Annotated in this window: 21 protein-coding genes; 3 read left to right on the top strand and 18 right to left on the bottom strand. The window is 46.8% G+C overall.

The genetic code is table 11. The annotated features are described in order from the left end of the window. Window positions 1–487 precede the first annotated feature (487 nt). From C6Y45_RS15480 to C6Y45_RS15490, 3 genes are all read right to left on the bottom strand, one after another. Complete coding sequence (locus C6Y45_RS15480) at window positions 488–1,114, bottom strand: general stress protein (protein ID WP_160058435.1); 627 nt, start codon at window positions 1,112–1,114, stop codon at window positions 488–490. Window positions 1,115–1,314: 200 nt separating this feature from the next. Further along, window positions 1,315–2,559 carry a YsnF/AvaK domain-containing protein gene (locus C6Y45_RS15485; RefSeq protein WP_160058437.1) on the bottom strand — a complete coding sequence of 415 codons (1,245 nt, stop codon included), beginning with the start codon at window positions 2,557–2,559 and terminating at the stop codon, window positions 1,315–1,317. Between the two features lie 240 nt (window positions 2,560–2,799). Continuing rightward, complete coding sequence (locus tag C6Y45_RS15490; protein ID WP_107586128.1) at window positions 2,800–3,360, bottom strand: general stress protein; 561 nt, start codon at window positions 3,358–3,360, stop codon at window positions 2,800–2,802. A 900-nt stretch (window positions 3,361–4,260) separates the two neighbouring features. Between C6Y45_RS15490 and C6Y45_RS15495 the strand changes: the two genes are divergently transcribed. Continuing rightward, complete coding sequence (locus C6Y45_RS15495; RefSeq protein ID WP_107586129.1) at window positions 4,261–4,812, top strand: phosphatase PAP2 family protein; 552 nt, start codon at window positions 4,261–4,263, stop codon at window positions 4,810–4,812. A gap of 23 nt (window positions 4,813–4,835) precedes the next feature. Here C6Y45_RS15495 and C6Y45_RS15500 read toward each other — a convergent pair whose 3' ends face one another. The 11 genes from C6Y45_RS15500 to C6Y45_RS15550 all read right to left on the bottom strand — a co-directional run bounded on the left by C6Y45_RS15500 (window position 4,836) and on the right by C6Y45_RS15550 (window position 15,453). Beyond that, window positions 4,836–6,914, bottom strand: a complete 2,079-nt coding sequence (locus C6Y45_RS15500) for a glycoside hydrolase family 3 protein (protein WP_425427875.1) — start codon at window positions 6,912–6,914, stop codon at window positions 4,836–4,838. A 299-nt stretch (window positions 6,915–7,213) separates the two neighbouring features. Then, a complete protein-coding gene (locus tag C6Y45_RS15505; protein WP_107586131.1) occupies window positions 7,214–7,960 on the bottom strand; it encodes a hypothetical protein in 747 nt (248 codons plus the stop codon). Between the two features lie 127 nt (window positions 7,961–8,087). Next, window positions 8,088–8,639, bottom strand: a complete 552-nt coding sequence (hxlB, locus tag C6Y45_RS15510; RefSeq protein WP_107586132.1) for a 6-phospho-3-hexuloisomerase — start codon at window positions 8,637–8,639, stop codon at window positions 8,088–8,090. After that, window positions 8,636–9,256, bottom strand: coding sequence for a 3-hexulose-6-phosphate synthase (gene hxlA, locus C6Y45_RS15515; RefSeq protein WP_107586133.1), 621 nt, complete (start codon window positions 9,254–9,256; stop codon window positions 8,636–8,638). The genes hxlB and hxlA overlap by 4 nt, the downstream gene beginning before the upstream one ends. 9 nt (window positions 9,257–9,265) lie before the next feature. Next, window positions 9,266–10,219, bottom strand: coding sequence for a sugar kinase (locus tag C6Y45_RS15520; protein ID WP_107586134.1), 954 nt, complete (start codon window positions 10,217–10,219; stop codon window positions 9,266–9,268). A gap of 65 nt (window positions 10,220–10,284) precedes the next feature. Continuing rightward, the gene (locus tag C6Y45_RS15525) at window positions 10,285–11,565 is read right to left on the bottom strand and encodes a TRAP transporter large permease (protein ID WP_107586135.1); all 1,281 of its coding nucleotides are present in this window, start codon (window positions 11,563–11,565) and stop codon (window positions 10,285–10,287) included. After that, window positions 11,562–12,056, bottom strand: coding sequence for a TRAP transporter small permease (locus C6Y45_RS15530; protein ID WP_107586136.1), 495 nt, complete (start codon window positions 12,054–12,056; stop codon window positions 11,562–11,564). The genes C6Y45_RS15525 and C6Y45_RS15530 overlap by 4 nt, the downstream gene beginning before the upstream one ends. Before the next feature lie 67 nt (window positions 12,057–12,123). Then, window positions 12,124–13,197, bottom strand: a complete 1,074-nt coding sequence (locus C6Y45_RS15535) for a TRAP transporter substrate-binding protein (RefSeq protein ID WP_107586137.1) — start codon at window positions 13,195–13,197, stop codon at window positions 12,124–12,126. After that, entirely contained in the window at window positions 13,197–14,222 is a 1,026-nt protein-coding gene (locus C6Y45_RS15540) for a LacI family DNA-binding transcriptional regulator (protein ID WP_425427876.1), read from the bottom strand. The genes C6Y45_RS15535 and C6Y45_RS15540 overlap by 1 nt, the downstream gene beginning before the upstream one ends. Before the next feature lie 90 nt (window positions 14,223–14,312). Next, window positions 14,313–14,948: a bifunctional 2-keto-4-hydroxyglutarate aldolase/2-keto-3-deoxy-6-phosphogluconate aldolase gene (locus tag C6Y45_RS15545; RefSeq protein ID WP_245922680.1), complete on the bottom strand. Its 636-nt coding sequence runs from the start codon at window positions 14,946–14,948 to the stop codon at window positions 14,313–14,315. 271 nt (window positions 14,949–15,219) lie between these two features. Then, complete coding sequence (locus C6Y45_RS15550; RefSeq protein WP_107586139.1) at window positions 15,220–15,453, bottom strand: hypothetical protein; 234 nt, start codon at window positions 15,451–15,453, stop codon at window positions 15,220–15,222. Window positions 15,454–16,142: 689 nt separating this feature from the next. Here C6Y45_RS15550 and C6Y45_RS15555 point away from each other — a divergent pair. Further along, window positions 16,143–16,811 (top strand): hypothetical protein, encoded by a 669-nt coding sequence (locus C6Y45_RS15555; protein WP_107586140.1) that lies wholly within the window; start codon window positions 16,143–16,145, stop codon window positions 16,809–16,811. A gap of 39 nt (window positions 16,812–16,850) precedes the next feature. Here the strand turns inward: C6Y45_RS15555 and C6Y45_RS15560 are convergent, their stop codons facing one another. The 4 genes from C6Y45_RS15560 to C6Y45_RS15575 all read right to left on the bottom strand — a co-directional run bounded on the left by C6Y45_RS15560 (window position 16,851) and on the right by C6Y45_RS15575 (window position 20,779). Continuing rightward, window positions 16,851–18,032, bottom strand: coding sequence for a PrsW family glutamic-type intramembrane protease (locus C6Y45_RS15560; RefSeq protein ID WP_107586141.1), 1,182 nt, complete (start codon window positions 18,030–18,032; stop codon window positions 16,851–16,853). A 177-nt stretch (window positions 18,033–18,209) separates the two neighbouring features. Further along, complete coding sequence (locus C6Y45_RS17685; RefSeq protein WP_107586142.1) at window positions 18,210–18,521, bottom strand: hypothetical protein; 312 nt, start codon at window positions 18,519–18,521, stop codon at window positions 18,210–18,212. Window positions 18,522–18,669: 148 nt separating this feature from the next. After that, the gene (locus C6Y45_RS15570) at window positions 18,670–20,145 is read right to left on the bottom strand and encodes a protein adenylyltransferase SelO (protein ID WP_107586143.1); all 1,476 of its coding nucleotides are present in this window, start codon (window positions 20,143–20,145) and stop codon (window positions 18,670–18,672) included. A 175-nt stretch (window positions 20,146–20,320) separates the two neighbouring features. After that, on the bottom strand, window positions 20,321–20,779 hold the full coding sequence (locus C6Y45_RS15575; RefSeq protein ID WP_107586144.1) for a PTS sugar transporter subunit IIA: 459 nt from the start codon (window positions 20,777–20,779) through the stop codon (window positions 20,321–20,323). Window positions 20,780–21,184: 405 nt separating this feature from the next. Between C6Y45_RS15575 and C6Y45_RS15580 the strand changes: the two genes are divergently transcribed. Beyond that, complete coding sequence (locus C6Y45_RS15580; protein ID WP_107586145.1) at window positions 21,185–22,399, top strand: dicarboxylate/amino acid:cation symporter; 1,215 nt, start codon at window positions 21,185–21,187, stop codon at window positions 22,397–22,399. Window positions 22,400–22,700 lie beyond the last annotated feature (301 nt).

Consider the following 22,700-nt stretch of genomic DNA (forward strand, 5'->3'; position numbering starts at 1 on the left):
AGAGATCCCCCCTTCTATCAGGGCAGAGGCCGGATGAGGGGAACCGGGCCCGGCAGAAAAGGAAAAACGGGATCGTAGAGCGAAAAAAGTTGATAGACTTTTGTCTACTTTATTGACAGAGGCACAAATAGTTCCAGCTGCTCTCTGCAATTCTTCCAATTACCATCTTTTTTCTACCAAATAAAGATAATACTACCAAATAAGAAGTTATTACTCCCACATTCTCCTGGAATTCTACCATTGGATGAGGACATAGCTGCATTTACGGACGAAGCTCTCTTTTCTTGCCGCCGGTTCATTATCTTTGGCCGGTTCAAGGGTTAAGAAGCGCGTTTTTATTTACCTGAAGCAATTAGGGGGCCGGAGAGCAGTTCCTCTGAATACCAAGTCTGACAATCCACCACGAAAAAATCCTGTCAGTTCTTTCCTGACAGGATTTTTTCGTGTGAAGCTTTATCGGTAACAGTCGCTGCTCTTTTCAGCCGGCTCATTCTCTTGCGTTTTTGTCACGGTCTGTAAGTTTCTGCTGGTTTTTGTCCAGCACTTCTTCTTTTTCTTTTATTTCTTCTCCCCGGTTATCATGGGATTCCACAGCTTCCGGAGTAGGAGGCGCTTCATCTACGACTCCCGGCCCCTGATCTTTTTTATTTTTCATTTCTTCTTTTTCTTCTGCCGCCGACTTTTCAGTTTTTTCCTTATTTTCTTCGTCGGCTTTGGCTTCCCCTTCTTTTTCCGCTTCAGCCTGTTCTTCTGCTGTATGGGTAATTACGACATAGCTCTTGTTTTTATCAATATCCTGCCTCAGTTTCTCTGCGTCTTCGTCACTCAGCCCGAGCTCCTGAATACGGTCTTCCTTATCTTCCCGCCGCTCTTTTTCGTCTTTTGTGTTGAAGACACTTTTCATTTTGGAAATCAAGCTGCTGTCCTGAATGTCTTTTGTTGCAAGCCGTTCGATACCGACTCCATGCACGATATCATCATCCGTCACGGTCCGGTTGCCTTCTTCCGGCATAAGAACCGTAATGTCCCTCACATCGGTCCCTTCTTTTTTTAATTTATCGACCATTTGTATAACATCGCTTTTCTCCTGAAATGTTCCAATTACTTTTGTCATATCGAATTCCTCCTGCATCATAATTTTATAACGTGTCAGATACTTCTTTTTTTCCCTGAATACGAATCGATAAACCAAATCCCTGGAAAATCTCCTCCGGCTGTCTGCCCGTATTCGTTTTCTTTATTCTGCAGACAAAAGCTGCCTCCTTCAAACGGAGACAGCCCGGGTCTTTACGTTCAGCTGCGGCACGCTGAACGTTATTCTTCTTCTTTGCCGCGGATGTTCGTCCGTCCTTCCACGACCCCTTTTTCATCAATTTTCGCTTCTTCCTTTTTCACTTTTTCCACTTTTTCTTCCGTATCTTCATACACTTTTTTACCTACAACGACTTCTTCTGTTACAACGGGCTTTTTGGAAATTTCTATTTCCTCTTCACGGATAGGAATACGAATTTCCTCCGACTCTTCCTTAAATGCTGTATCGGACGTTTCACCCGCTGCATTTTCAGAAGACACGGCCTCTTTATCCTGAACCGGACGTTTTTCTACGTACACTTCTTCCCGGCGGACAGGAACTTTAATCGTTTTTTCTTCTTCCACGACGCGCTTTTGAACGCCGACTTCGCCTTTTTGTGTTTCCGTTTTCGTAACATCCAACTGCTCTTCCCGAAGCTGGAGGGCTTTTTCTTCTTCATGGTCCAGCCGGTGTTCTTTCGTATCTCTGGAAGCTTCTGCTTCAACTCTTTCCTCTGCCTTTACCCGTTTTTCAGCTTCCACCTGTTCCGTTTCCACTGCCGGAGCTTCCCGCTCTTCGGCTGTTACTTCCTTTTTCTCAATGATTTTTTCTTTTGCCTGGCGTGGTTCTTCCGTTGATTTTTTCTTCACTTCTGTTTCCTCCGTTTTCTGAACTGGCTGCTGTTTTTCGTGGATTCGTTCCATATCGGCTAACGTGGTGCGGCGGTCGTATGTCATCTCGTCCTCCTGCTGTTCTCCTTCCCGGTCCGGCGCTGTAACTTTGTCACTGGCCGCCTGAGCGGTGTGGGATTTTTCGTTTATTTCCTCCGGTGCAGGGGCGCGTTCATTTAAAGGGGTAATAGGCCGTATATCTTCTTTTAAACCAGGCTCCCGGTCCCTTTTTTTGTATTTGGATAATAAAAGCACCATTTTCCCCTGGTCGATCGCTTCCCTGAATTTCACGGCATCATCGTTACTGAGACCCATCCGCTTAAAGGTCTGCTCACTGTCCTCTTTTCGCTCGTCTTCCTCATCTGTATTGAACGCGCTTTTGAGGACGGCCATTACGGCATTGTCGTCCTGCGGCCGGGTAGGAAGTTTTTCTATTTGCACACCTGGTGCAATATTTTCAGAATAAAGTGCTGGGTGATCTTCTTTTCCTGCTATGACGGTCACACTGCTGAGAGGGTAACCCTGATTCTTCAGAAGCTGCACTTCTTCTTTAAGATGTTTTTCCTGCTCAAAAACACCAACGATGCTGACACTCATTTCCATTCCTCCTCATAAAATTCATGACTCATATGTTGTTCTGCCGTGCGTATGCTACAGGTTCCTTTCCCCCCTCAGGCCAGATTAAACTTACAGAGTATGATTTCGTTCCAACAGCCTATACTATTTGTACCTTCGATGATCAGTGCTTATTAATAACGTCACAGCAAAAAGAGGAGCCGGCCTGCGGGCCGGCTCCTCTTTTGAATAAATCTCGTTTATACAACGTCTTTACCAGGTTTACTTTCTCTCACCTGTCTTCGGATCTTCGTCGGACGGTTTGACAGCGTCTTCCGCTTCACCGGTCGCGTGCTTATGATACTGCTGTTCTTCCTGTACTTTCTGCATGTCTTCCTGTGGAGAGCGCTCTTGAATATTTTCCTTTTCTTTACCGGTGGAACTTACCTTATCTCCGGCCTGATCGGAAGAATGTTCCGGCACATCTTCCAGCAGAAGAACGATCTTGTCCTCTTCTACATGGTGACGGTATTTTTCAGCTTCTCCCTGCGTTAAGCCGTGTTCTTTTAATGCATTCTCATTTTTATCTTTACGGTCCTTCTCGTCTTCAGCGTTGATCGCATCTTTCAGTTTAGCAACAAACCGGCTGTTTCCACCGGGTGCTGTATCGATTTTTTCTATTTTAATACTGCCGGCACTTTTATTCGCAAAAAGGTTTGGAATTTTTTCTTCACTTGCAACGACCGTCATGTTTTCTTCACGGTGCCCCTGCTGTTTCAGACGATCAAGTTCCTTTTCCAATTCTTGTTCATTATTATAAGCTCCAACTGCCTGAGTTGCCATTTTGCATTCCTCCTCTAAAATCTTTCACTGATTATATGTTTCCCGCCATAGCATTGTTTAAACACGAAGCCTCACTGAATTTTTTGAGGGTGGAACCACGCTTTTTTTAAGAAGAATGCAGAAATTCCCCCTGTCTTTCCTACACGCTATGTTAAAGTTCGCCGGCGCCTGGTAAAAAAAGAAAAGTTCTGCTTTTCATGGGCACGGTTCTTTATTTCATCAATCCAATACCAAAGCGGAGCGCCTGCGAAAGTACGAAGATCCTCCCAGCTACTTTCAAAACAACACGGAACCTGGCTCTTAGATAAACATAGGGAAGTCAAACTGCTTTTTTCCGTTAATACCAGACTGATCAAATGTCTTGCATCTAATAAAACCTGTTCTCTCTGTATTTCCAAAAAGTGTACCTGCTGAAACGAATCACCAGAGAAGCGTCTTCTCTTTCTTACGTAAGAACCCGGAGCTTTAACAGAAATATTCATGCAGTTTAAACTGCCCTATGAAAAATAAATATCTCTAACGCTGTGGAGCGAAGGCGGGGACCCCCAGAGGATCAGCGCCGTTGGAGAATCCATTTTGGCGGACGGTTTTCCCGCCAAAATTAGTCGAGAACAAGCCCTTGGATAAGCCCCGCTGAAAGTGGAGCAGCGTTATTTCCATTACAAAACGAGCTATTTTCAAGGAGGCTGTCTCAAAAGGGTTAGAGAGACAGCCTGAAAAGCACGAGTGGAGCCAGACCCAGTTTTTAAAACCCTGTCAGAACGGGTAGGGTTTGATCCATGCAAATCCGGACTCCATCTTTTATGGAACATCTCCTGCTTTTTCTTCTAACTTTCTTTTTCTCCGCTGTTCACGCATAATAAAAGCCATCGACTTTTTTTGAAAGGAGGGCTTCCGCCTATGAAAACTCTTTTGCAGACCGATCGCCAGGTTTTCCAGCTGTTAAACCAGGAATGGACAGCCGGGTGGCTCGATCCGGTGATGGTTTTTCTTACCATGATCAGTGAACACGCTTTTTTTTGGTGGGTTATCGCTGTAGTGCTGTTTGTTTTCCGAAGAAAAATCGGCTCGGTTATACCCGCGGTAACGCTGATCAGCAGTCTAGCCGTAACGTTTTTAATACGCAATGCTGTCGCTTTCCTTGTGGACCGGCCCCGGCCACCGCTCTCGGAGGAGAACGCACGCCAGCTTGTCGAGCTTCCAATATCACCATCGTTTCCTTCGACACATGCCGCAACATCGTTTGCAGCCATGTATGTTCTGCTGTATTTTTTCCCTTCTGCCCGTTACTGGGCAATTCCGCTGGCGGTTATTTTTGCGTATACCCGGCTGTACGTCGGTGTTCACTTTCCAACCGATTCGCTGGCAGGCGCCTTCCTTGGCATCATTCTCGCCGCAGTTACCACCGGCGTTATAACGTCACGTGTCAACAAAAAACAACCGCATGCGTAGATCCGCATACGGTTGTTTTTATACTATTCGTAACTCAGACCGTGACCAAACTCATAAAGTGTGCCGCCTTCTTCGTCCGGTATAGTTACCGGAAGCTTACCTGATGGAGAGTTTTGTCCAAAGATCGCAGCCGCCGAAGCTTCAAAGCTGGCCGTCCGGAAGCCGTATTGTGCAAGGTAGGCATCCACGTATGCATCATAGGCCATGATGTCATATGGGTTGCGGATACCAAGAGCAATAACCTCCCCTTCCGTTTCTTCAGAAATTTCTCTGATCATCGCCATCTGATCACTGGAAGCATCTCTTTGGGCAACCGTCGCGGTCATCGTTCCTGCAATCACTTTATCCGCCTCCCGGATAAGCTCCCAGTCGTTTTCCGAGAGGTCCCCGATGGAAGCAGCAGCAATAACATCTGCATCCGGCCGGTATTCCTGTACAGCTTCGCCGAGTGTTTCGATATAGCTGTTTCCTAGAACAACGATGCTTTCACTGCTGTCGGCAGCAAGCGGCAGCACCTCTTCATTTTTCACGAGCGTTACAGCCTCTTCCGCAACTTCCCGCTCTTTGTCCTGATGGGCTTCTGCTCCGACAACATTTTGGGCATTGGCAATTTTCTCTTCTGTGGACTGAGGTGTTTCTTCCTTAATGATACCGCGGTTTACTTTCAGCGTTAAAATGCGTTCGACGGATGCTTCCAGCCGTTCCTCAGTAATCGTTCCGTCTTCTACAGCATCCATCAGACCTTCCGCTACTTCTTCCAGCCCTACCGGCATAAGTACAATATCTGACCCTGCTTCAACAGTACGCACGGCGGCGTCCACCGGTCCGAAGTGGTCACTGATCGCCTGCATGTTCATGGCATCGGTTATAATCAGGCCTTCATATTCCATCTGCTCTCTCATCAACTCCGTCAGCACAGTGCGGGAAAGAGTTGCCGGAAGAGCTATTTCTTCACCCGTCTGTTCGGAAATCACCTGTGTATCGTCTATTTGTGGAAACGTGACGTGGGCCGTCATTATAGCGTCAATATCTGCATCCATCGCCTGCTGAAAAGGATTCAGTTCGACTTCCAGCAGCCGGTCAAGATCATGGGGAACTTCCGGCAGCCCAAGGTGGGAATCGACATCCGTATCCCCGTGACCCGGGAAGTGTTTAGCTGTTGCAGCAACTCCTGTGTCCTGCAGCCCTTCCGTATAAGATACGCCGAGGCTTCCTGTCAGATCCGGATCTTCACTGAATGAACGTACACCGATAACCGGGTTATCCGGATTGTTATTGACGTCAAGGACAGGAGCCAGGTTCATATTGATTCCGAGCGACTCCAGTTCTGAGCCGATTGCAAAGCCGGTATCATAAGCGAGCTCCTCCGATCCCGCGGCTCCGAGCGCCATATTTCCCGGGAAATCCGTCCCCGACTGCAGCCGGGTAACGATACCGCCTTCCTGATCGATCGTCATTAACAGTCCGAATTTATCCGCCGCTTCCTGGTAGTCTGCCACAAGCTCCGCGGTCTGTTCAGTTGTTACTACATTTTCAGCAAACAAAATAACTCCGCCGAGATGGTACTCCTCTACAAGCTTCTCAATTTCCGGAAGCATTTCTGTTACACCTTCTCCGTCCCAATTACGAAAATCCGGCATAAGCATCTGGCCGATTTTTTCTTCGGTAGACATTTCGTCAACCGCGTGGGAAATGACGTCATAACGCTCGTCTTCTCCTTTAACGATCTGCGGGACTTTCTCCGGCTTCCCGCCTCCCCCACGGTTTGTTTCCGGTTTAAAATCAACGGCGATACGGTCCGTGTATTCTCCGCTGCTCACACTGATGAAAGACCGACCCGGCTGACCCGTCATGGTTACTGTCCCGTCTTCAGCCACTTCAGCAACATTTTCGTTCGAGGATTCCCACGTTAAGTCTTCGGACACAAGTGTAAACGCTCCGTCTGCATACACATTAACTGCTCCAAGCTCCAGCTCTTCTCCGTTAAATAAAGCTTCCGCTTCAGGAATGTTCTGAAAGAGAATCACGTCCTGCAGCCCTTCTTCGGTTTCTGCCTGAACTGCAGAGATACCCGCCCCGGAAATCATGCCCGCTGAAGCCATGCTGAATGCCAGAGCCGTTATACCAATCGACTTTTTCACTTTTTTCATCTCTTTTCCTCCTCGTATAAATGATTTTGAAGCGCCCGTACACTATGTAGGACTTTTTCATCAGCGGTCGGGGGAAAAGGTTTCTTCCGCCAGTTAAGGAAACCGCTTACATTATAAACTCCAAGATAGCACGACCTTTAAGGTAAGTAAAGAGGTCTATACCACTAGGTCATTTGTTGTAATTCGTTACGGTCCTTATTCCAGAAGCTTTTTCGAACGAAAAAATCCCCCAAATATTTAGGGGGATTTTTTCACACCTGCTGCTTGCTGAAATATTTCCGCACCTCATCGTGCTCTTCACGAAGGTGCTTTTTCATGTTTTTTCCGAGCTTATTCAAATAGTAGTAGTTCAGCGTGCCGTTAATACCGCCGCCTACGAGCGGAACGGAACGCCCGAGCATTTTTGTAGCGTGCTTTTTCAGCTGCTTTCTTCCAACGAATTCGGCGATTTTCACAGCTACCTGGTAAAGAAGCTCCTCATCCAGCTTTTCGCGCTCGCGTTTTTCTTCTTCTGTCCCTACTGCTTTCAGTGTCGCAATTTCTCCGTCACCTCCAAGAGAAACAAGCATGGTGTTGAGAAGTTCCGGCTGTACTGCTTTAAAATAATCGTCCGGAGAGCGGGACTCTTCGTAAGTCAGTGGATTCGGCACTACGCCGTACACGTGTCCGAGTTCCTGAGTGAGCAGGAACATCCGTCGTATATACTCCTCAATATCGACCACTGCCCCGCCGAACATGGCCACGGGACCGCCGGGAGCGCCGACAGCCGCACCGGTTGCGGCAAAACGCTGCAGATGCTTTTTAATGATTTTATCCGCCACTTTATCCAGCCTGGCTGGATCAATATCATAAATTTCTTTGGCATGCGTAAGGTGATGCTTATCCGGCACAAACCGTTTAAGGTAATGATACGTTTCAAACGGATGCACTTTATAGCCGGGCAGCCTCCCTGCCTGCACGATAATATCTGTAATACGTGATGTAAACTGGTTCAACATTGTACGTTCTCCTCCTCTCCCTGTTGCGGGAAGTGAATATAGCTATGCTATACCCTTTTTAGTTAGGAGTGTACCTTGTTTCTTTCCTGTTTACTTAATAGATTTAAAAGCCATCCACTCTGTAACCCTATTCCAAATTAGCGTGCCGGTTTTTCCAATCACTGTTTTCGCCATTGCTGCCTTCCAGGTAAATGATAAAAGCATCGAGCAGCAGGTGAAGACTTTGATCAAATTGATTACCAAGAGGCTGAATCGTTTTTGGCTCTTCTGCTCTTCGGTACTTAGTGGCGGCAGGAATGGTAATTACCTGGTCACTCTTTTCGGCAGCAGATGACGTACTGTCGGTTGTAAAGCTGACAATCTGCGCTCCGGTTTTCCCGGCTGTTTCTGCCATGGCCACAAGATTCCCTGTCTTCCCAGAGCCGGAAAGGACCATCAGCAGATCTCCATCAGTGATACTCGGAGTAATTGTTTCTCCGGTGACGTATACTTCATATCCTCCATGCATAAGGCGCATAGCAATCATCTTTCCTACCAGCCCGGACCGGCCTTCGCCGGCAATAAAAAGCCTCTTTGCTTTTTTGATCCGTCCTGCCAGCTCATCGAAGTCATTTCCTTCAAGAGAGCTTTTCAATACCTGATCTACCTCTTTAACTACTGTTTCTACTGTTTTTTTCATTTGTCGATCGCCTCCCTGACGGCTCTGGCAGCTTCTGACGGGTTATGGGCTTTTGTTACTGCACTGCCTACAATAACTGTATAAGGATTCACTTCACGCAGATTCTTAACTGACTCTGCATTAATTCCCCCAGCGGCCGCTACTTTTATTCCGGGGAAAGGCTGAAGTGGGATGAAATCATCACTCCCGACCATTTTCTCTGCCTGCTGATCTTTGCCGATATGCAGGGAAACAAGCGTCACACCAAGTTCGTCCAGCTCCGCGATTCTTTCCGGGGGAGCATTTAAAAGATCCACCATGATTTCTCCCCCTTCTTTCTCTGCTGCCTCCAGTGCTTTTTGGATCGTCTGGTTATGACTGAAAGCCATGACTGTGGTGATATCCGCACCGGCCTGCAGCGCCTGTTTTGTTTCATGCTCTGCTGCATCGCATGTTTTCATGTCAGCCACTATTGTCTTATCCGGATAAGCTGTGCGGATTTCTTTAACAAAAGCCATGCCGTATTCCTTGATCACACCTGTTCCGATTTCTATCCAGTCAATATAATGTGCTGTTTCGTTTAGAATGTGCCGGCATTCTTCCCTGCTTAGACGGTCAAGGGCCAACTGAAAATTCAACGTTCATCCCTACCTTTCAATTTTTTCTTTATAACCGAGGGCCTGTTCCACTTCCTCCAAATAAGGAAGACCTTCATTATCGCCGGAAACGGCGACGACCATGCTCCCTATCTGATTAGCGAACTTTAAGGTTTTTTCCAGTTTCCACCCTTTGAGCTCTCCGTATAAAAAACCGGCATTGAAGCCATCCCCCGCTCCCACTGTATCCACGACCTTTGTAACGGCAGCAGGAGAAGCATCCACAGTCCCTTCTTCGGAAGAAGCTCCTGATGCGCCATCCGCTCCTTTTTTCACAGCAATTTTTTCGATTCCAAAGCTTTTGAATGACTCGATATGCTCCTCTACAGTCTGTTCTCCAAATAAAATGTCAGCTTCTTCTGCTCCGCTCATAACAATATGAACGTGTGGAAGAAGATCAAGCAGAGCTTTTTTAGCTTCTTCCTTCGACCAGAGCTTCAAGCGGATATTTGGATCCAGAGCGATCTTGACTCCGTATTTTTCAGCTGTTTTAACAGCTTCATGTACGAGAGCTACATTTTCTTTTCGGAGCGATGGATATACACCCGATAAATATAAAATTTTTGCGTTCTTTATATTCGAGGACTGAATGTCTTCCGCTGTAATTGTTTCAGTCGGAGACGGGAAACGGTAGTAAAATGTACTTCCAGAACCGTCTTCCCGGATTTCTTTAAAGTTGACCGGTGTATTATATGCTTTTTCTTTTTTTACATTTTTCGTCTCAATGCCCTCTCCCCGCATATAATTAATAATATGCTGACCGAATTCATCGTCCCCGACACGGCTGATCCAGGACGTTTCCAATCCGAGACGTGCACAGCCCACGGCCAGATTCAGTTCCGCTCCGCCAGTTTTCCGCTCGAATTCATTGGAAAATCTCATCGGGCCTTTTGATTTTGGATTCATCGTAATCATTGCATCACCAATCGTAATTACATCACACATTTGTTTACGCTCCTTCGTTATTACTCTGGTATTGTTTATAACAGCCAGCTGTCTGTCTGACTCTTTTACACATCAAACAAATTAGGGAACCACATAAACAGCTGTGGGAAAAATGCCATAATCAGTATAACTACTAAAATGGCACCGATATAAGGAATCGTGGAATAAAATGATTTTCCAATCGGCAGATCTGCAATTTTACTTGCCAGAAGCAGACACAGACCGTACGGAGGCGTTACAAGTCCTACTGCCAGACATACAAGAATCAACACCCCAAAATGAACCGGATCCAGTCCGAGGGTCATTGCTGTAGGCAGCACGATTGGGACGAAGAGAATAATCGAAGGCACCGTGTCCATAAACATTCCAACGAACAAAAACATCAAAATTACAGCAATAAGGAACATCCAGTCATAAGGAAGCGAGTTTTCAAAGAAGCCTGCAATAATTCCCGGAACATTGTAATAGCTGATCAGTCTTCCCAGCGAAGTCGCTGTTGCCAGAGCAAATAACGTGAGAGAACTCAGCTTCAGCGTATCGTACACGATATCCGGCATATCAGCCAGTTTGATCGTACGGTAGACAAAGAAAGACAGAATGAACGCATAAATACAGGCAATAACAGCTGCTTCTGTCGGTGTTACGTACCCTCCTACTATACCCCCGAGAATGATAATAGGGGTCAGCAGCGGAGGAATAGTTTTCAGACCAAGCTTAACAATCTCTTTAAATTTAACTCTTTCGTGCTTCGGGTAGTTATGGCGGTAGGAAATAAAACCTACTAACGCCATTAATGAAGCGCCAATAGTAAGCCCGGGTATGACGCCGCCCAGAAACATACGGCCGACGGAAACACCGGCGATACTTCCATAAATAACCATCGGAATACTCGGTGGGATAATCATCCCCATCGTAGAGGAAGAAGCAGTCACAGCGGCTGCAGTCCCCCGGCTGTAATTTTCCTTAATCATACTCGGGATAAGAATTTTTCCGACTCCCGCCGTATCAGCAGTGGAAGCCCCTGAAATCCCTCCGAAAAACATGGAAACGACAATATTCGCCTGGGCGAGACCACCCCGGATATGTCCGACGAGTGAGATAGCAAAATTGATCAGCTTCTCAGATATTTTCCCCTGGTTCATAATATTGGCTGCCAAAATAAACAGAGGCACCGCAAGAAGAATAAACGATTCCAGCCCACCGAACATCTGCTGGACCACTGCCTGCAGCGGAATCGCATCCAGTATGAAAAAGCCTACATAGCTGACAATCCCAATAACAAATGCAATAGGAACCCCAAGGACCATAAGAGAAATAAAAAGGAGTACTAGAAATAACCCCGTCATGCTGCAGCCTCCTTCCGTTTATCCCTGAATTTCGCATAATCCTCCCACCAGTTCTGGAGAGCAAACAAAATCATCGCTGCGCCTCCGACCGGGATGGCCATCCACGCATAGCCCTGGCGTATTTCCGGAAGATTATTCAGCGACCAGCCCCAGAACTGAACCGTTAATCCATAGCCGTCAATAATCATTACGAGACCGAAAGCCATAATGAGCACATGCGTTAACGACTGTACGAGAAGCAGCGGCAGACCTTTCACGTTATCCACGACAAGCCCGACGGTGAAATGCCCCTTTTCCCGGACCATGACGGCAGCTCCGATAAAAATCATCCAGATAAAGGCATAGGTAGCCAGTTCTCCTGCCCAGAGCACTCTGATACCGGGAATGTAGCGGGAAGCAACCTGAAGAATGACACAGGCAATAAAGACAAGGAAAAAAAGGGCAGCCAATTTCAAAAATATGTTTTCGATAATATCAATGACTTTTTTCATTCATTTATCCACCTTTCGTATTCCTTCCAGAAGAATAGAAAGAAAAAAAGGGCTTGCTTTAAGCCCTTTATTCACTCTCCCTCATCGACTCTACTTCTTCCAGTTCCTCTGTCATGTCCAGGGATTCTGCTGCTTCTTCACGGACACTTTCCGTCATTTCAATAAACGGTTCCTGATCAACATCATTTACTTCCATACCATCTTCTTCCAGAAGATCCAGGGATTCTTCCGCAAGCTCTCTGTCAGATTCTCTTGCTGCAATTGTTGCCTCTTCTGCCGCTGTATCGAAAGCCTGCTGCTGTTCCTCAGAAAGGCTGCTGTAAATTTCGTCAGAAGTAAAGAACATACGCGTCGTGTAGTCATGCTCCGTCAGGGAAATGTTTGTTGTTACTTCGTGATGACTTGCCTGGTAAATATTAGTGAAATCATTTTCGGAAGCATCAATTACTCTGTTCTGCAGAGCCTGGTACATTTCGTCCCATGCTACACTTGTCGGATTGGCACCAAGTGTTTCCCATGTGTTCGTCACAACCGGAGAGTCCTGCGTACGGATCTGCACGTTCTGCAGGTCATCCGGAGATTCGATCGGATCAAAACCATAATAGTTACGTACACCGGCAGACCAGTAGCCAAGCATCTTAAAGCTCGTGTTCTCTTCCACCTGATCAAATACGAGGTCCCCGATATCGCCGTCTACAACAGACTCCCAGTGCTCATTGCTTTCGAAGAGATATGGCATGGCGAAAAAGTCGACGACATTCGTTGCCTGCGCCATAAACCCTGGAGAAGCTACAACGAGATCGACCGATCCTGTTTCCATGTTCTGAACCAGTTCATCTTCGTTACCTCCGAGCGATCCGTCTGTATGAATCTCTACAGTAATCTCTCCGTCCGTTTCTTCTTCAATTACTTCTTTGAATCGTTCAAACCCTACGGTAAAAGGACTGTCGGAATCGAGTTGAGTAGCGGCAATTAAATTCATGCTTTCTCCGTCTGCTGAAGCGTTGTTTTCCTCCGCGGCATTTTCCGGAGCGTCGTTCGTTTCTTCTCCTGGATTACCCTCTTCTGCTGCGTTGTTCCCGCACGCTGTAATTAAAGCAGCACCAGCAAGTACACTAATTGACATCATATATTTTTTCATTAGATTCTCTCCTTTTTTCTTTTAATGGATGACTCTCTGACATTCAGTCGGGCTGTAAATCTGTATTCAGCTTTCTGTGTGCTCAGGCTTCCTTTTTGTTCAATCTGCTCCATTAACAGCTCCGCTGCCTTTTTTCCCATTTCAAAAGCCGGCTGTTCCACAGTCGTAATGGCTGGATCGAAAAATTCCGCGAATTCCACTTCATCAAAAGTTAACAGCGCCAGATTTTCCGGTATTCCATGATAGGCTCTTTTCAAAAACGGAAGAATTTTCATCAAACTCAAATCATTGCTCGCAATGATTGCTTCCGGTTTTTCCAGCTCAGAAAACATGTTTTCGAGGAAATTTCCCACTCCTTCCAGTTTCCCTGTATAAACCCAGCGGTCGTTCATCGGAATGCCACGCCTTTTTAAAGCATTTACAAAACCTTCATAACGCTCTGTCCGGGGGCTGATGGTCAGTTCTGAACTCACATAGGCCATATCCCGGATTCCTTCCTCACTTAAATGCTGAACAACTTCTTCCATAGCCTCCAGATTCTTAACGACTACAGTCGGTACTGATAGCGCTTCCACAATACGGTCCATAAAAACAAGTGGATAATTTTCATTTAATAGACTTTCATAAATTTCCCGGTTGTGCGTCGTCGGAAAAATAATAAAGCCATCCACTTGTTTTGCTTTCAGCATTTCTATATATTTCTTTTCTTTTTCAGGATCATCATCGGCATTGCATAAAATAACGTGGTATCCTTTTTCATGACAAAAATCTTCAATCGCACGCGATGTCTGAGTAGAAAACCGATGGAGAATATTCGCAATAACTACTCCAATCGTAGTGGTCTTTTTCTGTTTCAGGCTTCTTGCAATGGCATTCGGCTGATAATTTAACTCCTGGACGGCCGCTTCGATTCTCCTTCTGGTTTCTGCTCCCATATACGTAAATCTTCCATTCAAATACTGGGAAACGGTACTTTTGGAAACTTCGGCGAAATTGGCCACATCCTGTAAGGTAGGTTTTTTTATATTCGCTCCCCCCTTTTGATAAATCGGTTTACTAAATCGATTTATCAAAAGTATATATGAAAGCGAATACATTTATCAACCCTTTTTTGATTATTTTTTTTCTGCCGCTTCCATATAAGCCTCTGCCAGCTGCTTGACTTTCTCATAATCCTGCTGTTCTCCTGCCCGGTTGATTTCCCCGCCGATACCTACAGCTGTGACCCCAGCCTCAAACCAGTCTTCAATATTTTCCAGACTTACACCACCGGTAGGCATAATAGAAAGGTGAGGAATAGGAGCCTTTACCGCTTTAACAAATGAAGGTCCAAAGTGATTTCCGGGAAACAGTTTAATGATCGAGGCCCCGTATTTTTCTGCAACAAGCATTTCATTAATTGTCATACATCCGGGTAAATAAGGGATTTCCTGCTTCATTGCTATATCGCATACTTCTCTGCTGAAATTAGGTCCTACAATGTATTCTGCCCCGGATTCCACTGCTTCTTTGGCCATCTCTCCATCTAAGATAGATCCAGCTCCAATAATTACTTTATCTGTTTTCTTTTCATTAAGCTTCTTTACAAGCTCTCCTGCTTCCGGGGTGGTCCAGGTGACTTCAATGGATGAAATCCCTCCCTGCAAACAGGCGTCAGAAGTCTTTTCCCCCGTTTCCATTGTTTCGGTACGAATTACTGCTGTCACTTTCGCTTCTTTTATTTTTTCGAGTCTTTCTTCCTGCATACGCATATCATCCACTCCTCATTTTTTGTACTTTTTTTATTCTTACCTTTTCTTCCCTGTAAAGTCAACTCTCCCCGCAGGCAGAAATAATTAGATATACTGTCCCTGCATGTTTCCACTGCCGGATAATCATCTGTATCGAATTGATGAAAAAAAAGCCGCTTCATTTCTCTATCAATTTTAAAGAATAGAAATTCATACATGAAACAGCTATGTACTTTTTCCACAAAAAATATCCGGCGCTTTATGCCGGACAATCGCAGAGCTTATTAAAAAGTTATGGCAGACTGCCTTTCAAGTCCTTTGGAGGTTCGTTTTTACGTGGTGGAGGAGCTGCTTTTCCGAGGACTCTGTCAGCCAGATACCCTAGACCTATTGTAGCAACCACAGCAAGAAGGACGATGGCCAGTAAATCTAAACCTGTCTGCAGCATCCCGCCGAAAGGATAAGTTCTCGTGAACATCTGAACCAGAAAGAAAACGATAACAATGGCTCCGAATGCAATTTTCATCGTTATTCGGCCTCCTTTTGCCGCTTTTTATTATAATTCCTTTTTTACGAATGATTCAAACGTCATTAATTAAATACTCATTATTTTTACATAATTATGTAATAACAGACCCTTTATTTTTAATAAAAAGTTATGTTCGCTGGCGCTTGAAGAAAGGACTGCCACATGCGACTTTCAAGCACAACACAGAGCTTGATTCGTATAAAAGGAAAGGGAAGATCCTTCTCTGTTGATTTGTTTCATCAGGTACTCCTGTTGAAATTACCGGTAGAACGGGGTTTATTATATGGAATTTCTTCGATCCATTCGGTTTTAATAGAAAAAACAGCTTGATTTCCCGATATTTACGTAAGAGTCCGGAGCTTTAACAGAGACATGGACACAGTTAAAACCTGCACCATGAGAAATGAACCTGTTTTACGCTGTGCAGCGAAGGCGGGGACACCCGGAGGATCAGCGTTCGAGAATCCATTTTGACGGACGGTTCTCCCGCCAAAATAGTCGGGCACAATCCCTCGGGTAAGTTCCGCTGAGCGTGCCGCAGCGTTATGTCCATCTCTTAAACGAGCTGTTTTCAAGGCGGCCGGCATGGTTTCCCGGCTTACTGTTCTGTTAATCTGCTTTTGCTTTCTTCGCGATTTTCCGCGTGTTAAAGTATACAGGAACGCAAAAACAGGGAGGGTTAGATCATGCGCAAATACATATTCACAAGTGTTGCAGCTGCCGGACTGCTTGCTGCAACAGCGTGCGGCGGCAGCGAAGAAAACACGGAAAATAATCAGATAGAAAATAACGGAACTGGCAGCAATAACGAAGGAGAAATTGGCAACGACGAAAATGAGCCGGCACCGGCTGACGAAGATAAAGCCTCGGAAAGTGAAGAACGAACAGTTACCTTCCCGGCCGATTTTATGGAAGAAACAGACATGGAACCGGAAGAGCTGGAAGCCTCGGCAGAAGAGGATGATACGATTCTTGACGTCGAAGTGCATGATGACGGATCGGCTACATACACGATGACCGAACAAGGCCACAGTGAAATGCTGGAACAGATGGCTGCTGAAATCCGTACGAGCATGGAGGAAATCGAAGACGGAGAAGATTTCCCTTCCATTTCCGAAGTACAGAGCAGCGATGATTTCTCCGAATTTACTTTCCTCGTCGACAGGGAAACATTTGAAGACAGCTTTGACGGCTTTGCTGCATTCACTGTCGCTTACTCGGGAATGTTTTATCAGCTTTTTGACGGTGTAGAATCAGACGACTATGAAGTTGTAGTAAACGTCGAAGACGAAGAATCAGGAGAAGTGATCGATACGAGTACCTTCCCGGACGACATGGACGAAATGGAAGAATAATAAAAAACAAGCAGTGCCTGCGGGGCTGCTTGTTTTTTATTATATGGAGTGCTGGCGCGATATTTGTTTCAGCCCTGCGTTCATGAGCGTGAAAATAAAAATCCAGGCAATGACAATAAGCACGAGGTACCGGAAGTAAAAGAAATCAAAAAAGTATATCGGCATGTTCCAGAGGGAATGAAGCACGACCGGAACAGCAAACAGCTTTAAAAATGCAGGATCGGTCAAATGTTTTTGGGCGAGCGGGCCTGCTCCTTTTACGAGTACGAGTGCGGCTCCGGTAATACCAGCCCAGACAACGTGGCCTCCGATCGACAGCCAGGCACGGTCAAAGATATTCTGGATGAGCGCTGTCTCTCCGAACGCGAGTCCAATATTAAACGCATATCCGGCCGATTCAAAGGCGGCAAACCCCGCACCGATAGCCGCCCCAATGAGCAGGCCGTTCAAAATGTACTTCACTTTCAGCTGGTGAATAAAGTAGGCAATGATAACAAGTTTTCCGACTTCCTCCATCACGCCGACGACGATCGCCCCTCCCACCGTCAGCTCGTATACCGGAAATACTGAAAAGAAAAAAAGCGTCGCAACAATCGAAGCCACCCCGCCGACAAAAAACATTTTTACTACTTCCACGATACTGATATTTCTCGGAGCGTTTGTTTCCCAGAAAAATATTAACAGAGAAAACGGTACAGTGAAGGCACCGATAAAAATCAGCCCAGGCAGTGCGTTCATATTATAAAAACTGAAAGCAGCTACGTACAGCATTAAAAAAGTAAGAGCAAGCACAAGAAAAACGCGGGAAAACAGCCACGGCTTCGGCCAGGATGTTGGAATGTCCTCTTCCGGCGGCGTCGTGACGGACGTTCCCGCAATAAACAGAAGCTCTCTTTCTTCTCTCGTATGCTTCTCCATTACTGCAGAAAAGACGTCTTTCAGCTGCAGATCGATGTTCCCCTTTTCCCCGACCATTTCGTTAATCCGCGCCGTTGTATGTAAAAACGCGCCTTTAACCTGGTTGGAAAAGCCGGCACGACCTGCCTGACGGTTCGGTACCGCGGAAAGATCTGTCTGATAAAATAACGACCAGTTCATATCTCCTTCCTGTTTTACCGGCGTCCCTTCCCCGATTATTTCCTCCTGCCGGAGACTTTTCATTTCTTCCGGTGTATACGGTCCCCTTACTTCTTCGTGGTCCGCAAAATACCATTCCGCCATCGTTCTCCCTCCTTCTCGCTCTATACAAACTATTCTCTATATAAAACAAAAACCCTTGTTTTTCCACGAAAACAAAGAAGGTGACATGTTATCCCGAATCTGGCGGCAGGAGGAAACCCTTTTCGTCCTGGATAAGAAAAAGATAAAGTAGCCCAGCATAAAATAAACTGTTCCGGATCAGTCCGGAACAGTTCTAGAGTGTTGATTAAGGCTTGGTTTCAGAATAATTATTCTTCTGAGCGTACAGCTTTCTCCTGCACTCCCCGGCGGAAGCTTGCCGTGGGGCTCGTCATCAGCTATTTTCCATGGCCTGCGCCATGGAAAAGGATCTTCCGACTTCGCTTTATCCCACCGGCGTCCCCGCCGGACGTTCCGGAGGAAAAAGCCTCTCGTGAATGGAAGAAAGGATGGAATCAACACGATTTTTAGAAGAAGAACCTTCTTTTTATTTTCCTGCTGCAGACGCAGGGGCGACTCCTGGGCGATCAAGGACGAGGCGAAGATCCGCTTAGGAAGAAATTAGCTGAGCCCGGCCCGCCCGGAAAGCGTCCCGGAAGGCGTAAGCAGGGCAGCGTCTATCTATACAAGCAAAAATACTTTACCAACAGACAAAACTGAGCCGGAACAGTTCTGCCTGTTACGTACCGCAGAACGTGCGGTACGGCATTGTGGACGGGGCAGGAGGTTCGGTGTAGGCTTCCTGCTCCGCAGTATAGGCATACGGATCGGATAATACGTCAAGGAGGTTGTCCATTACACTGTAGTCACTGTCCTTTACAGCTGCCTCCAATGCTTCTTCCACCCGGTGGTTGCGCGGAATAACAGATGGATTGTGCTGCTTCATCCGTTCTCTTACAGCATCTTCCGATTCCTGCTGGCGCTCAAGCCGTTCTTTCCAGCGTTTGTACCACGAATCGAATGCTTCCGTTCCGGCAAGCGGCGTTGCTTCCGGACAGCCGAGCGTGAGGCTTCGGAACGTATTCGTAAAATCGGCTTTCTCGTCTTTCATCATGGAAAGCAGATCTTCCACAAGCTGCTCATCTTCTTTTTCCTCCCCGGAGAGTCCTAGTTTTGCTCTCATACCGTCGAGCCAGTGCTTATCAAACCAAGTTGTATAGCGGCCTACAATTTCCTGGGCAATTTCTACGGCTGTTTCACTGTCCTCGTGAAACAGCGGAAGCATCGCCTCCGCCAGACGGGCAAGGTTCCAGCCGCCGATCATACGCTGATTGGCATAGGCATAGCGGCCCCGCACATCTATGGAACTAAACGACGTATCGGGATGATACGTGTTCATGAAAGCACACGGACCGTAGTCAATCGTTTCTCCGCTCAGAACCATATTGTCCGTATTCATTACGCCGTGAATGAATCCGACCAGCTGCCAGTCGGCAATAAGCTCTGCCTGACGCTTCACTACTTCCTCCAGCATAGCGCTGTAGCGGTCTTCTTTTTCCTGGATTTCCGGGAAGTGGCGTGCGATCGTATAGTCTGCAAGTTTTTGAAGATCCTCTTCACTTCCGCCGCCCCGTGCAAATTCAAACGTTCCGACGCGGATATGGCTGGAAGCGACACGCGCGAGCACCGCACCCTGTTCGATATTTTCCCGATACACCGGCTCTCCGGTTGTTACGACAGAGAGGCTGCGGTTCGTGCGCACGCCGAGCGCATGCATCGCTTCACTCATAATATATTCCCGGAGCATCGGCCCAAGCGCTGCCCGGCCGTCCCCTCCACGGGAGTAGGGAGTTTTCCCGGATCCTTTCAGCTGAATGTCAACGCGTCTTCCGTCCGGCGTCACGTGCTCGCCGATCATCAGTGCACGGCCGTCTCCGAGCATGGTGAAATTGCCGAACTGATGTCCTGCGTATGCCTGTGCCAGCGGAAGCGCGCCGGGGGGCATCGCGTTTCCGGCAAGCACTGCAGTGCCTTCCACTTCTTTCAGGGCGTCAATATTCAGTCCGAGTTCTCCAGCCAGATCTTCATTCAGCTTTACAAGTTTCGGTGAACGCACCGGTTTCGGCTCTATAATAGAATAAAACAGCTGCGGCAGTTCCGTATAGCTGTGTTCCAGTTCCCATCCAACGTCCGTTTCTGTAAATTTTGAAGCCATATCTATCCCTCTTTTCTTTACGGTTGAGTTGCTTTTTAATCAAAAATCTTTTTGGTCGAATGCTGTAATAACCTTTACCCGATTTCAGGGAAGCACTATCTCATTTTAAACAAGTTGGGACTTGGGAACCAACTAAAAGGCACCTTCCACATAAACATGGAAAGTGCCTGTCAGGCTACAGCTGAATTTCTTTCAGCAGCTCGAGAGCCTCGTCGTTATTTTTTACACTGAGAAGGCGCTGGCGGTAGTCGTCGTCCTTCAGTTTTTTGGCAATCATCTGCATAATCCGCAGGTGCTGCTCTCCCTGATCGTCTTCTGTGTCCGCCACCATGAAAATCAGCTGCACAGGTTCTCCATCATGGCTGTTCCAGTCGACGCCGTGGGCAACGAGACCGAACGCCACCCCGGTTTTCAGCACTGCTTCCGACTGTCCGTGCGGAACAGCAACCCCCCGGCCGATACCGGTTGAGTCCTGTTCTTCCCGGCGCATAATGGCTTCTTTAAAATCCACCTTGGAATTAATGGCATCATCTTCTGCGAACCGGTCCACCAGCTCATCGATAATTTCTTCTTTTGTTAAGCCTTCCATATGCACATGAATCAAATTTTCCAGAATTAAATCTGTCAGCTTCATATTCCTGCCTCCTCCTGAGACCGGCCAGGCCGCTTATTCAGCCTATGTATATGTCTCATGCCGGATCGTCTATTACTGTTCCTTCTTTATAGTATATCAAACCTTTTCCCGTTTCCGGCATACATTAATGCGGATTTTCCCATTAATTTTACTGGAGAGCACATATGCAGCTGCTTAAAATATCACACCGCGGAAGCCCCTCCATCACGTTTCCTACAGGACACCGCTTCCCGTCATCATAAAATTAAAGTGGCACCGGGTAAATTTAATGCTATAATAAAAAACAGAGATTGTGAATTCATTCACTAATACTTCCCGCAGGACGTTTTATGCATAAAAAATGCTTACACGTCAAAAAAGTTGTGTTAGGCTGTATTTTATACAAAGAAAGGGGAACCATACATAATGAAAATTAATTTTCTCACGCAGATTTTTATCGCCTTTGTACTGGCGGTAATTCTCGGGGCCATTGTCGGTCCACCGATCGAGGTTGTTTCTCCGCTCGGGGATGCTTTCCTCCGTTTAATTCAGTTTATTATCGCTCCGCTCATTCTTGCGACGCTCGTTGTCGGGGTTGCCGGACACGGGGATTTAAAACGTGTCGGCCGTATGGGTGGTAAAACGGTTGCCTACTACCTGGTAACATCTGCGATCGCGATTTCTCTCGGGCTCGGAATGGGCTTTCTTTTTTCTCCGGGAGAAGGGGTCGACATCCCGGCCGAAAGCATCGACGAATCCGCTGCGGAAACAGAAGGAACGGACGGCATTGTCGATACACTGCTGAATATTATTCCGACGAACCCGTTTGAATCACTCGTGGAAGGAAACATTCTGCAGATTATTTTCTTTGCTCTGTTTCTCGGTATTGCTATTTCCGCTGTCGGAGAAAAAGCCCGGCCGGTACTGACCTTTTTCGAAGGTTTCTCGGAAGTCATGTTTAAAATCACCGGTCTCGTGATCATGCTCGCTCCGATCGGGGTATTCGGACTTGTCGCGCCGATTATCGGTACGCACGGGCTCGGCGTTCTGCTGCCGCTTCTGCAGGTAATACTTGCAATGATTGTGGCCTGTGTTATTCACGTCGTCATTACGTACGGTATCGCCGTAAAAACGCTCGGGGGAATGAACCCGATTACATTTATTAAAGGCATTGCGCCGGCAGCGATTTTTGCTTTCAGTTCGGCAAGCAGTGCCGGCACACTTCCGTTGACAATTAAAAACACGACCGAAAACCTTGGTGTTTCCAAAGGAACAAGCAGTTTCGTTCTGCCGCTCGGGGCAACGATTAACATGGATGGAACAGCTATTTATCAAGGGGTGGCGGTTATTTTTATCGCCCAGTTCTACGGAGTGGATCTCAGTGCGATGCAGCTTCTGACCGTTGTACTTATCGCCACACTCGCATCGATCGGTACAGCCGGAGTACCGGGCGCCGGTCTGATCATGCTGACGCTCGTACTCACGAATATCGGCCTTCCGCTTGAAGGGATCGCCCTTATTGCCGGAATCGACCGTATTCTCGACATGTTCCGGACTTCCGTGAACGTTATCGGTGACGCTTCCGCCGCTGTTATCGTCGACCGGAAAGAACCGCTCGATGAAGAAGAGGAAGCGGCTTGATCAAACTGAAAAAAGCTCCACGACGTGTATTTGCGTCGTGGAGCTTTTTAAATACCGGCTTTTTCTGTGGATTGGTTAAGTTTTTGAAAAAACGGTGATTGTGTGTGGAGGCTGGGTGGGTGCGGCGGCCGATTCTACCAACTCTTCCCGGATTTCTACCAACTTTCTCTGGATTATGAAGTTAGTATAAAAAGTAGACACGCCAAAGTGATAGAATACAGCTAACGAAAGCAACCGGAGGAGGAGAAGGAAATGGAGAAGGAGAAAAAACATTACGACAGAAGATTCCGGCGATATGTCG

The organism is Alkalicoccus saliphilus, from assembly GCF_003044065.1.
GTDB lineage: Bacteria > Bacillota > Bacilli > Bacillales > Salisediminibacteriaceae > Alkalicoccus > Alkalicoccus saliphilus.